General features: G+C 71.3%; 3 protein-coding genes. All 3 read left to right on the top strand.

From position 1 onward, the window contains the following. Positions 1-19: 19 nt before the first annotated feature. The 3 genes from KO481_RS20760 to KO481_RS20750 are packed head-to-tail and all read left to right on the top strand — an operon-like array spanning position 20 to position 13829. A complete protein-coding gene (locus KO481_RS20760; RefSeq protein WP_215918839.1) occupies positions 20-11995 on the top strand; it encodes a non-ribosomal peptide synthetase in 11976 nt (3991 codons plus the stop codon). After that, positions 11995-12984 carry an ATP-binding cassette domain-containing protein gene (locus KO481_RS20755; RefSeq protein WP_215918838.1) on the top strand — a complete coding sequence of 330 codons (990 nt, stop codon included), beginning with the start codon at positions 11995-11997 and terminating at the stop codon, positions 12982-12984. Before KO481_RS20760 ends, KO481_RS20755 begins: the two co-directional genes overlap by 1 nt. Continuing rightward, entirely contained in the window at positions 12981-13829 is an 849-nt protein-coding gene (locus tag KO481_RS20750) for an ABC-2 transporter permease (protein WP_245401189.1), read from the top strand. Before KO481_RS20755 ends, KO481_RS20750 begins: the two co-directional genes overlap by 4 nt. Positions 13830-13831 lie beyond the last annotated feature (2 nt).

Genomic DNA, 13831 nt, shown 5'->3' with positions numbered 1-13831 from the left:
CGAAGGCCCACAGAAATAGATGACCCAGCAGCTCACCGCTTCCGATCCCCGCCTCGAACAGTCCCCGGCAGCCCCGGCTCAGCCGCACGCCACCCACACCTCGCCGCGCCCGGTGAACGGCGCGCTGCCGCATGCCACCGCCCTGCGGACCCACGCCTGCGACACGTCCGGCTCAGCCGGCGACACCGGCGCCCCGTCCTGCGGCACCGCAGTCCCCAACACTCGCCTGCCACTCGATGCCGCTCCCTTACCCCCGGGTGCGTTCCCGCTTTCGGCGGCGCAGCGCGGAATCTGGTTCGCCCAGCAGCTCGGGGGCGAAACACCGATCTCCATCGCGCAATACGTCGATATCGCGGGACCGGTTGACATCGAGGCGCTTTCGCGCGCCCAGCGCCGGGCCGGGCGGGAATTCGGCACCGGATATCTGCGGCTGATCGACGTCGGCGGGCTGCCCGCGCAAATCATCGACCCCGGCCTCGACGATACGATCCGGACCATCGACCTGCGCGGGGAGGCCGATCCGGAGGCGGCGGCGCACGCCTGGATGCGCGCGGAGTATGCCGCGCCGCTGGATTTGCTGGCCGACCGGCTGGTCGAGGTCGCGATGCTGCGGCTGGCCGACGAGCGCTGGTTCTGGTACGCGCGGCTGCACCACATCGTGCTCGACGGCATGGGCCTGCTGGCGCTGGTGCGGCGCACCACCGAGATCTACGACGCCGAGATCGCCGGCGCGCCGGTCCCGCCCGGCCGGGCCGACGAACTGCGCCGGGTCGTCGAAGATGATGTGGCATACCGCAATTCGCCGCGTCTGAGCACCGATCGCGACTACTGGCGCGATCATCTGCGGGGACTGGCCGCGCCGGTGACACTCGCGGGCCGGACCGCAGAGGTGGACGCGCAGCCGAGTGTGGTCAGCGCCGAATTGCCGGCCGGGACCGCGCGACTGATCGACGACATCGCCGCCGAGCGCGCGTCCAGCACCGCCCCGATCGTGGTGGCTGCCTTCGGCGCCTACCTCGGGGCGATGACCGGATCCGCGGAAATCACCCTCGGACTGCCCATTTCGGGCCGCACCACCGCGACGCTGCGGCGGTCGGGCGGCATGGTCGCCAATGTGGTGCCGCTGCGCCTGGGGCTGCGACCGGACCTGACCGTCGGCGAGCTCATCGGGGCGACCCAGGCCGAACTCACCGGGGCGCTGCGCCGCCAGCGCTACCGCCAGGAGGACATCATTCGCGACCTGGGCTGGGCCGCGGACGACATCACCTCCTTCGGCCCGACGGTGAACCTGATCCTGGCCGACACCGCGATCACCCTGGGCGAGGTGACCGGGCGGCTGCACGTGCTGACCTCCGGGCTGATCGACGACCTCTTCGTCAACGTCTATCCGGGCGTGGGAGGGCAGGCCACCCACATCGACTTCCAGGCCAATCCGAACCTGTACGACGAGACCGAATTGGCCGGCCAGCATCGGCGTTTCCTGTCGTACCTGTCCCGGTTCGCGGGCGCGAGCGCCGACACCGCGCTGTCGGCCCTGCCGGTGACCGAACCGGACGAGCGTGCCGCGCTCGCCCCCGTCCGCGGGCGCGAAGGTGTTGCGGCACGGACCCTTCCGGAGCTGCTCGCGGCGGGAGCCGTCGATCCGGACGCACCCGCGCTGCGCTGTGACGACACCGAGCTGACCTATCGCGAGCTGACCGATTCCGCCCAGCGCCTGGCCCGGCTGCTGATTTCCGCCGGTGCGGGACCCGAGCGCATGGTGGCCCTGGCCATCCCGCGGTCGGCGGAATCCGTCCTGGCCTGGTACGCCACCGCCCTGTCGGGCGCGGCCTTCGTGCCGATCGACCCGGGCTATCCCGCCGATCGCATCGAGCACATGATCTCCGACAGCGGTGCCCGGCTGGGCATCACCGTCTCCGGCGTGCGAAATACGCTGCCGGACACCGTGACCTGGCTGGTGCTCGACGATCCCGCCCTGCGCGATCAGCTGGCCGAGCAGGATCCCGGTCCCGTGTCCGACGCCGATCGCCAAAGGCCCATACATCCGGACCACGCGGCCTACATCATTTACACCTCGGGCTCGACCGGCCTGCCCAAGGGCGTCACCGTATCTCACCGCGGGCTTGCCGATCTCGTCGCCAGCACCGGTGCGGCGCTGGGCATTGCGGCGGATTCGGTGGTGGCGCACGCGGTCTCGCCGAGCTTCGACATCTCGGTGGAGGAACTGCTGGTGCCCCTCGCCTCGGGCGGGTGCGTCGCGGTCGTCCCGCCGCGGGCGTATGCGGGAGCCGAACTGGCCGACGTCCTGCGCAGCACCCGGGTCACGCATCTCAACGTCACCCCGGTGGTCGCGGGCTCGCTGGATCCGGCCGGGCTGCCGGACCTGGGTACGCTGGGCGTCGGCGGCGAGGCCGTGCCGCCGGAGCTGGTCGCGGCCTGGCGGGGGCGCACGATCCGGAACGGTTACGGCCCCACCGAAACAACCGTCACCGCGACGTGGTCCGGTCCGCTGACACCGGGCGAACCGGTGACGATCGGGACGCCCGTGCGCGCCGCGAGCGCCGTCGTCCTCGACCCGTGGCTGCGCCCGGTGCCGCCCGGGGTGACCGGCGAGCTCTACCTCGGGGGCACCGGCCTGGCCCGCGGCTATCACCGCCGCGCCGCGCTGACCTCGGAGCGGTTCGTCGCCGATCCGTACACGCCCGGCCGACGCCTCTACCGCACCGGGGATCTCGTCCGGTGGATGCCGCGCGGCGACCGGACGGAGCTGGACTATGTGGGCCGCAGCGACATTCAGGTGAAGATCCGTGGATTCCGGGTCGAGCTCGGCGAGATCGACGCGGCCCTGCGGGCCGCGGGGGCCGAGGCGGCGGTCACCGTCGGCGCCCGGACCCCTTCGGGCGCTACCGCGCTCGTCGCCTATGTCGTCGCGCCGCACAGTGATTCGCACGCCTTGACCGCCGCGCTGATTCGGACGCTGCCCGCGCACATGGTCCCCGCCCGCATCGTGCCGCTCGCTCGGCTACCGCTCACGCCCGCGGGCAAGCTCGACCGACGCGCGCTACCCGACCCCGATTTCGGCGCCGCGACCGGTGCCGGGCGGCCGCCGACCACGGACCGGGAGCGGCTGCTGTCCGAGCTGTTCGCCGAGGTGCTGGGCCTGGAGTCGCTCGGCGTCGACGACAACTTCTTCGCCCTGGGCGGCGACAGCATCATTGCCCTGCAGCTGGTCTCCCGAGCGCGGGCGGCCGGACTCGGATTCGGCGCGCGAGAGGTGTTCGAGTACAAGACGGTCGCGGCCCTCGCCGCGATCGCCACCGATACCGAGACGCCGGCGGTGCCGGAACTGCCCGGCGGCGGGCTGGGTCCGATCGAGATCACTCCGATCGTGCAGGCCATGCTGGAATCCGGCTCGGCCCGTGGTCATTCCGCCGTCAGCCCCGTCGAACCCGGTTCCACCCCGTCCGGTTCCGGCATCGACTCGGCCGAATCCGGCTTCAGCTGGCGACGTTTTGCTCAGGCCGCGCTGATCGGGCTGCCACACGATCTCGATCCCGTCGAGGTGGTCGCCGCCCTGCAGAAGCTCGTGGACCACCACGACATCCTGCGGAGCACGTTGCGCAACGACGGCAAAGGCTGGGAATGGGTTGTCGGCGAATGCGGTTCGATCAATTCGGCAAATCTGCTCGAGGTCGTATCCGGAACAGACCCCGACAACGTCGAGACCGCGCTCCATCGCGCCGCCGACGGCCTGGATCCGACCATCGGTGTCGTCGCGCGCTTCGTGCTGATCGCCGGGTCCACAGACGCGAAGTCCGAGACAGCGCCGCAGTTGTGGCTGGTGCTGCACCACCTGGTGGTCGACGGCGTCTCTTGGCGCATCCTGCTGCCCGATCTCGCCACGGCGGCCGCCGGTGCGGAACTGCGGCCGGTCGGCACCTCCTTCCGCCGGTGGGCGCACGGCCAGCGCGCCGAGGCGCGGGCCCGAGTCAGCGAAATGCCCTACTGGCGTGGGGTTCTCGCAACGGCCGATCCGCTGCCCGGCACGCTGGACCCGGCGCTGGACGTTGCCGCCACGATGCGGCGAGTACGGACGACCATCGCGCCCGACGTCGCCGCCACGGCATTGGAGGTGATTCCGGACCGGTTCCACTGCGGCCCCGAGGTCGCATTGCTCACCGCTCTGGCTCTCGCGGTGGCGCGCTGGCGCGAGACCACCACCACGTTGCTCACGCTCGAGGGGCACGGCCGCGAGGAGTCGCTGCTGCCCGGCGCCGACATCGCCCGCACCGTCGGGTGGTTCACCAGTGTCCATCCGGTGGCGCTGGACGTGACCGGCATCGATCTCGACGACGCCTACGCGGGTGGCCCGGCCGCCGGGGCCGCGATCGAAGCGGTCAAGGAACAGCTGCGCGCCGTGCCGGACAAGGGCATCGGATTCGGGCTGCTGCGCCAACTGAACCCGGACACCGCCCCGGAGCTCGCGAGTCGTCCCGATCCGCTGCTGAGCTTCAACTATCTCGGCCGCGCCGCAACCGGCGACATGCCCTGGTTGCCACGCCGTTTCGAGGCCACCCAGGACGACCGTGCACCGCTGGCCGCCGCCCTCGACGGGAACGCGCTCATGGGCGACTCCGGCCTCGAGGTGACATGGGCCTACGCCTCGCAGATCCTGTGTGAACACGAGGTCCTCGCCTTCGCGAAGCTGTGGGCGGACGCCCTGGATTCCCTTGCCGCACACGCGCTCAGCGACGGCGCCGGGGCGCACACCCCGTCGGATTTCGATCTGGTCCGGCTCACCCGGCCCGAACTGGACCGGTGGGCCCGGGAATATCCCGATCTCGTCGACGTCCGCCCACTCTCACCGCTGCAGCAGGGCATGCTCTTCCATGCCCGCTACGACGCCGCCTCGGAATCGGCGGCCGACGACTACGTCGTGCAGACCCGCCTCGACCTCGGCGGCGGCATCGATTCGGCCCGGCTGCGGGCGGCAGCGCAGGCGCTCGTCGACCGCCACGACATCCTCAGATCCGCCTTCGCCGACGGCGTGGACGGCCCGCGCCAGCTGGTCGTCGCGACCGCCGAACTCCCCTGGCGGGAATTGGATCTCACCGAGCCCGGCGCGGAATCACTCGACCGGGTGGTGGCCCGCGATGCGGCGACCGCCTTCGACACGACCCGCGCGCCGCTGCTGCGCTTCACCCTCCTGCGCACCGCCCACGACACGGTCACAGTGCTGATGACAAACCATCACCTGGTGCTCGACGGCTGGTCGACCCCGGTGCTGGTGCGCGAACTGCTCGCCGGTTACGTGGGCGCCGCGCTGCCACCCGCCGCATCCTATCGCGGCTACCTGTCCTGGCTGGCCGAGCGGGACGAAGCCGGATCGCTTGCCGCGTGGAGCGATTCGCTCGCGGGCATCGACGCACCGACCCGGGCGCTGCCCGCCACCGCCGGGCGCGCGCCCGGCGCCGCGGAAACGGTGTCGGTGGATCTGCCCGCCACCGCGGTCGCCGCGCTCGGGGACGCCGTGCGCAGCGCCGAGTCGACCGTCAACACGGCGATCCAGGCGGCCTGGGCGCTGGTGCTGGCCATGGTCACCGGCCGCACCGATGTGGTCTTCGGCGGCACCGTGTCCGGGCGGCCGCCGCAGCTGCCCGGCGTTCAGGACATGGTGGGGTTGTTCATCAACACGGTGCCCGTGCGCGTGCGCCTCGACCCCGGCGAACGGGTCGGTGCGCTGCTCACCCGCATGCACGCCGAACAGGCGCGGCTGCTGGACCATCAGCACATCGGCCTGTCCGCGATCCACCGCACGGTCGGGATGCCCGAATTATTCGACACCCTGGTCGTTTTCGAGTCGTATCCGCTCGATCGTGCGGCCCTCTCACAGGCGTTCGACCTGGCGGGGTTGCGCATCATGGACGTGTCCGGCACCGACGCGACACCGTACCCACTGAATCTCATGGTGCTCCCGCTGCGCGACGATGACGGCGATCGGCTCCGGATCTGCGTGAAATACCTGTCGGGCCACCTGGATACCACGACGGCCCGGTCGCTGCTGGAACGCTTCGTCTCGCTGCTGGGGCAGATCGCCGCGGACCCGCACCGCCGGGTTGCGGCGCTGCAGCACTGCACCGAGTCCGAACGCGCCACCCTGCTGCCGGTTCGCGGTGCCTCGCCCTCCGCCAACGGCGCCCGGCGCCCGGCCCCCGTGGCAGCAATTCCAGATTCCGCTGTGCCGCAGTCGCTGCCGGACATTCTCGCGGCCGGCGCGGCCATCGCCCCGGACGCGATCGCGGTCGCCGCCGACGGCCGCTCCATGACGTACCGCGAGCTCGACGCGTGGTCCAACCGTTTCGCCCGGGTACTGCTGGGCCGCGGCGTGGGGCCGGAGGTCTTCGTCGTCGTCGCGCTCACGCGATCGGTGGAATCGGTGGTCGCGGTGTGGGCGCTGGCGAAGACCGGCGCGGCGTTCCTGCCGCTGGATCCCAGCTATCCGGTCGAGCGCATCGAGCACATTCTCACCGATTCCCGCGCCCCGATCGGCCTGACGGTGTGTGCGGTGGGCGAAACGCTGCCCGGCAGCATCGACTGGCTGCTCCTGGACGACCTCAACACGCTGCGCCACGCACTGACCGTGTCACAGGAGCCGATCACCGATGCCGAACGCGGCATACCGGTCGCCATGGACCAGACCGCCTACCTGATCTACACCTCCGGCTCCACCGGCAAGCCCAAGGCGGTGCAGGTAACCCATCGCGGCCTGGCGAATCTCGTGGTTGCCCAGCGCGATTCGATGGGCGTCGGGCCCGGAGCACGGGTCCTGCAGGTCGCTTCGCCGAGTTTCGACGCCTCGGTCTTCGAGCTGCTCGCCGCGCACGCGGCGGGCGCGTGCCTGGTGCTGTCCCCCGCGCAGGTGTACGGGGGCGGCGAGCTCGAGGACCTGCTGCGCGCCGAGCGGGTGACCCATGCGGTGATCACGCCGTCCGTGCTCGCGACCATGGATCCGCACGACCTGGGCGAGCTGGACGTGCTGGCCGTCGCGGGTGAACCGGTCGGCCCCGAGGTCGTCGCCGCCTGGGCGCCGGGACGACGGATGTTGAACCTGTACGGCCCCACCGAATTCAGCATCTGGGCCACGGGCCCCGCGCGGCTCACGCCCGGGAGCCCGATCACGATCGGCACACCGATCCGGGGTGCGCGGGCCGTGGTGCTGGACACCTGGCTGCGACCCGTCCCGCCCGGCGTCGCCGGGGAGCTGTACCTGGCGGGACCGGCGTTGGCGCGCGGTTACTTCCACCGGTTCGCGCTCACCGCGGAACGTTTCGTCGCCGATCCGTTCGGCGAACCCGGCGCCCGCATGTACCGCACCGGAGACCTGGTGCACTGGGTCGAGGACCGGCGGCCACACGGGACGGGTCTCACGCTGGAATACCTGGGGCGCAGCGACTTCCAGGTGAAGATCCGCGGCCTGCGCATCGAGTTGGGCGAGATCGACGCGGTGCTGATGCGCGAGCCGGAGGTCGGCTACGCGGCCACCATCGGTGCGCCCGGCCCGGCCGGCGCGACGGTGCTGGTGTCGTATGTCGTTGCCGCCCTGGGACATCGGATCGACGTCGAGGGGCTGCGTGCCCGGGCCGCGGCGGCGTTGCCGGGCCACATGGTGCCCGCCGCGGTCGTGGCGCTGGACGAGGTGCCGCTCACCCCGGTCGGCAAGCTCGACCGCAATGCCCTGCCCGCACCGGATTTCACGGACTCGGAACGCCCGTACCTGGCGCCTCGGACCGAGGCCGAGCGCACCCTCGCCGAGGTGTTCGCCGCGGTGCTCGAGCTCGACCGGATCGGCATCGACCGCTCGTTCTTCGAACTCGGCGGGGACTCGCTCAGCGCCACCAGGGTGGTCGCCCGGGCGAATTCGACCCTGGGCACGGCGATCACACTGCGTGATCTGTTCGAGGCGCCGACCGTGGCGCTGCTGGCGGCGCGGCTCGAACCGACATCGACGCGGGCCATCGCCCTGACCCCGCGCCCGCGCCCGGATCGTATTCCGCTCGCACCGGCGCAGCAGCGCATGTGGGTGCTCAATCGGCTCGATACCGCCTCGGACGCCTACAACATTGTTGCCGCGCTGCGGATCACCGGCGACCTCGACGTCGCCGCGCTGCGAGCGGCCGTCGGCGATGTGGTTGCGCGGCACGAGATCCTGCGCACGATGTACCCGGACGACGAGCAGGGGCCGCGTCAGGTGGTGCTGGATGCCGAGGGATCGACGCCGCCCGTCCGGATCACACCCGCCGAAACGGGGGCGGCGCTGCGGGATCTGATCTCGGAGACAGCGTCCGGCGGATTCGATCTGACCACCGAGATACCGCTGCGGATCGCGCTGTTCCGGCTGGCGTCCGGCGTCCACATGGTGGTCCTGGTCGTGCATCACATCGCCGCCGACGGAACGTCGATGGCGCCGCTGGCCGCCGACCTGGTGACCGCCTACGCCGCACGCGCACACGGCGGCACGACCGAGACGGCCCTTCCCGCGCTTCCGGTGCAGTATGCCGACTACGCGCTGTGGCATCGCGATGCACTCGGCGCGGAATCCGATCCGGAATCCCTGGTGGCCAGGCAGATTCGCTTCTGGCACGAGCGACTGAGCGCGGCTCCCGCCGTGCTCGACCTGCCGATGGACCGGCCCCGCCCCGCACGGCAGTCCTTTCGCAGCGCGGAACTGGAATTCCTCATCGATCCCGAGCTGCACACCGGGCTCCTCGACCTCGCTGCCGCGACGGGCGCGAGCCTGTTCATGGTGCTGCACGCCGCACTGGCCACGCTCCTGGCCCGTCTCTCGGGCACGGATGATGTGGTCATCGGCACCGTCGTCGCGGGGCGCGGCGACCCGGCGCTCGACGGCCTGGTCGGCATGTTCGTCAACACCCTCGCACTGCGCACCACCATCGATCCGAATTCTGGTTTCGCGCAGCTGGTTTCCGAGGTCCGCGAGGGCGACCTGGATGCCTTCGCCCACGCGGACGTGCCGTTCGAACGCCTGGTGCAGGTGCTGGACCCACCGCGGTCGGCCGCACACCATCCGGTGTTCCAGGTCATGCTGTCGCTGCAGAACTTCACCGAACCGGCGCTGGAGCTGCCGGGGCTGCGGGTCGAGCCGGAGCCGTTCGAGCGCGCGGCCGCGCAGTTCGACCTGAGTTTCGATCTGCGCGAACGCCTCTCGGGCACAACACCCGCGGGCATTCACGCCACGCTGACCTACGCCACCGATCTCTTCGACCCGGATTCCGCGGCCGACCTCGCGACCCGCCTGCGGCGCCTGCTCGATGCGGCACTGGCCACCCCCGACCGGCCCGTCGCCGAGCTCGATGTGCTCGCGGAATCCGAGTGGGCGGCACTGGTTCCCGTGCGCGGCATGCCGACCACTGCCCCGGCACGCCGCGAGATCACGCTCGCCGAACTGTTCGAGGCGACCGCGGCGTCCCATCCCGACCGCCCGGCGATCGTCTCCGGCGACCGCACCCTCACCTACCGGGAGCTGGACCGCAGCTCCGCGAACCTGGCCCGGGAATTCGTCCGGGCCGGTGCGGGACCGGAAACCATCATCGCCCTGGCACTCCCGCGCGGCATCGAACTGCTGACCGCCGTCTGGGCGGCCGCCAGGTCCGGAGCCGCCTTCGTGCCGGTCGACCCGAACTATCCGCGCGAGCGCATCGACCAGATGCTGACCGACTCGGGGGCAGCGCTCGGAGTCACGACCCACACTCTTCGAAACCGGCTGCCGGACACCACATCCTGGATGGTCCCGAACGAATCCGCAGCGCCCGGAACCGAGGTGGTCACCGACGCCACCTCCGTCCACCTGGACAATCCGGCATGGGTCATTTACACCTCGGGCTCGACCGGACGTCCCAAGGGCGTCGTCGTCACCCATCGTGGCATCGGCGATCTCGTTGCGGCACTGTCTGATCGGCTGAGCCTGGACCGCACCTCACGGGTGCTGCTCGCCGCCTCGCCCAGCTTCGACGCCTCGGTGTTCGAGGCGCTGATGGCGTTCGCGGCCGGCGCGGTCGCCGTGGTCGCGCCGCCGGAGGTCTACGGCGGGTCCCCCCTGACCGATCTTATGACCTCCGAGCGCGTCACCCATGCCGCCCTGACGCCCTCGGTCCTGGGCACGATGGACCCCGCGGCCGTGCCGAGTCTGCGCAGGCTCGGCACCGGCGGCGAGGCCCCCGGGGTCGAACTCGTGCGAGCCTGGGCTCCCGGGCGCACGATGACCAATGTCTACGGCCCGACCGAATTCACCACCTGGGCAACGAGTTCGCCGTTGGTCCCGGGCGAGCCGATCACCATCGGCGGTCCCCGCGACGGCACCGCGACGCTGGTCCTGGATGCACGCCTGCGCCCGGTCCCCCCGGGCGTCGCGGGTGAGCTCTATCTCGGCGGATCCGGCCTGGCCCGGGGATACCACCGCCGCCCGGACCTGACCGCGGCCCGCTTCGTGCCCGATCCGTACGGGGCGCCCGGCGATCGCCTGTACCGCACCGGAGACCTGGTGCGGTGGACCGGAAGTCCGGATGCACCCCGGCTGGAATACCTGGGACGCACCGATTTCCAGGTGAAGGTGCGCGGCCAGCGCATCGAACTGGGCGAGGTCGACGCGGCCCTGTCGCGTTTTCCGGGCGTCGGCCAGGCCGTCACCATCGGCATCCGCGCACCCGGTGGAACGACCGCCCTCGCGGCGTACGTGACACCCGGTCGCGGCGCCGACAGTACGGAACACGCCATCTCCACGCTGGACGCGGATGCGCTGCGCACGCATGCCGAGAGCGTCCTGCCCGCCTCGGCGGTCCCCTCCGCATTCGTCATCCTGGATCGACTGCCGGTGAACGCGGTCGGCAAGCTCGACCGCGCGGCCCTGCCGGAACCGGAATTCGCGGATGCGGCAACCGAATACCAGGCCCCGGCGACCCCCACCGAGCACCTGCTCTGCGAGATCGCGGCCGACCTGCTCGGCCGCGACAGGGTCGGGGTCCGGGATTCGTTCTTCGCGCTGGGTGGTGACAGCATTGCCGCGGTCCATCTGGTGTCCCGGGCACGGGAGCGGGGCCTGGCCCTGACCCCGCTGCAGGTCTTCGAGCACCGCACGGTCGCCGCGCTGGCCGCCGCCGCGGATTCGCCCGGCGCCACGGCCGCACCGGATCTCACGCCCGCCGCCCTGGGGCTGGAGGTGGTGCTGCCGATTCGCACGACCGGCGAACGCCCGGCGTTGTTCTGCATCCATCCCGCCTCCGGAATCGCCTGGCCCTACCTGGGTCTCGCGGAACTGCTGCGCCCTGGACGGCCCGTCTACGGCCTGCAGGCGCCCGAGCTGAGCGGGCAGGCGGCCCCGGCGAGCGTGGACGAGCTCGCCGACCGCTATCTGCGCGAGATCCGGCGGATCCAGCCCGAGGGGCCGTACCACCTGCTGGGCTGGTCACTGGGCGGCGTCATCGCCCACGCCCTCGCGGCCCGATTGGAAAGCGAGGGCGCCGCAGTGGGTCTGGTGGCCCTGCTCGACTCCGATACCGCGGACCTCGGGGACGAGGCGGTCGAGCAGTTCGGCGTCGGCGCGCTCGTGAACACCTTCGGCGCGCCGTTCGGCCTGCCCGCGATGCCGCCGGAGGCGAGCGCCGAGGAGGTGGCGCGGCTGCTGGCCGAGCGGTTCGGCACCGCGGTGCTCGATGCACTGACGCTGGAGCGAATCACCGCCTCCTACAACGCATCGGCTCGCATGCGCCGCGGCTATCGCCGCCCGGTATTCGGCGGTGACCTGCTGTATTTCACCGCGACCGTGGGTCGATCGGACCTGACCGGCCCCGAGGGCTGGCGCCCCTACGTGCGCGGCGCCATCGCCGCCCACGACATCGACGCCGCCCATGACGCGATGACCGCGCCACACGTATTACCCCGAATTGCCCGAGTAGTGGACGAGTATCTGGAGGCACCGTAGTGAATTCCGTTGACGGAGTGGTTGTAGAGGGAGTGGCGAAGTCCTTCGGCGCGGTGAACGCGCTGCGCGGCATCGACTTCCGGGCCGCGCCGGGCGAGGTGCTGGGCATCCTCGGTCCCAACGGCGCGGGCAAGACGACCATCGTGAACATCCTGTCCACCCTGATCGCGCCCGACCGCGGCCGGGCGACGGTGGCCGGGCACGATGTCGTCGCCGACCCGGCCGCCGTGCGCCGGTGCATCATGCTGACGGGCCAATTCGCCGCGCTCGACGAGATGCTCACCGGCCTGGAGAATCTCGTGCTGTTCGGCCGCCTGATGGGTCTGCGCAAGCGCGAGGCCCGCGCCCGCGCCGACGAGCTGATCGCCGAATTCGGGCTGGAGGCCGCGGCCCGCCGCCGGGTCGGCACGTATTCGGGCGGGATGCGCCGCCGCATCGACATAGCCTGCGGCCTGGTGGTGCGACCCCGGGTGGTCTTCCTGGACGAGCCCACCACGGGCCTGGATCCCCGCAGCCGGCAGGGGGTGTGGGAACTGGTCTCGGAATTCCGCGCGCACCACATCACCACGCTGCTCACCACGCAATATCTCGAGGAGGCCGACGCGCTGTGTGATCGGATCATCGTCGTCGACCACGGCAGGGTCATCGCCGAGGGCACCCCCGACGAGCTGAAATCCCGGACGGGCGGCAGCTACTGCGAGGTGGTGCCGCTGAACGCGCAGGACCTGCCGGCGATGGCCCGGCTCCTGGGCGACCTGATCCCGAATCACTGTGCGCTGCTGCCCACCGCGGGTCGCATCTCGATACCCGCGCCCGACGGCGCCCGGACGCTGACCCGGGTACTGCACCGGCTCGCAGGCTCCGAGATCGAGCTGCTGGACATCGCGCTGCGCCGCCCCTCGCTCGACGAGGTCTTCCTGCGCCTCACCGCGGCCACCGCGGACACCCGGCCGGCCTCGGTCCGCGACGCCGCCGAGGTGCCCGCATGACCACCGCCACAACGGTTCTCGACCACCGGAGGACCGCCGACCGGACCACGCCCAGGCATACGACCGCGACGACGCTGCGGCAATGGTGGGTGCTCACCGCGCGCCTGGTCGTGCCCGCCCTGTGGTCGGGCGAGGTCTTGGGTTCGGTGTTCGCGCCCGCCGCGTTCACCGCCGGGTTCTACGTGCCGCTCAACCGCGTGATGTCCTTCGCCGGTACGGGATTCAGCAGCTACGCGCAATTCGTCATGCCGCTGGTGATCCTGCAGGGCGCGCAGTTCACCGCGATCTCCGCGGCCTTCCGCTCGGCCACCGACGCGGTGTCCGGCCTGGACCGGCGCTTCGGGGCGATGCCGATCGCGCCGCTGGTCCCGCTCGGATCGCGCATGTCCGGCAACATCGTCCGGCTGCTCATCGCCGAGGCCGCGGCGGTCGCCTGCGGTTACCTCATCGGATTCCGCTTTCGCCTCGACGCCGCCCACACCGTCGGATTCCTGCTGCTGTCACTGGCACTCGGGACCATGCTGACCCTGGGCGCGGACGCGATCGGCACCGCCGCCCGCAGTCCGGAGGCGACCACCCAGGCCCTAGTGCTGCCGCCGTTGATCTTCGGCATGCTCTCCACGGGGCTGGCCCCGGCATACCAGTTCCCGCACTGGATTCGGCCCTTCGTGCAGAATCAACCGGTCTCGCAGTTCGCCGTCGCGCTGCGCGCCCTCGCCGGGGACACCGGCGGCAATGCGGGCACGATCAGCTGGTCACTGCTGGCCCCCACCCTCGGATGGCTGGTGGCCGGTCTGGCGTTGGGCGCGTATTTCGCTGTGCGGCTGAATAGTCGGAGGGCGTGAGA

This window comes from Nocardia albiluteola, assembly GCF_018860155.1.
Taxonomy (GTDB): Bacteria; Actinomycetota; Actinomycetes; order Mycobacteriales; family Mycobacteriaceae; genus Nocardia; species Nocardia albiluteola.
Note: the sequence above shows the minus strand (reverse complement) of the source record. Positions and strands in the feature narration are given on the sequence as shown.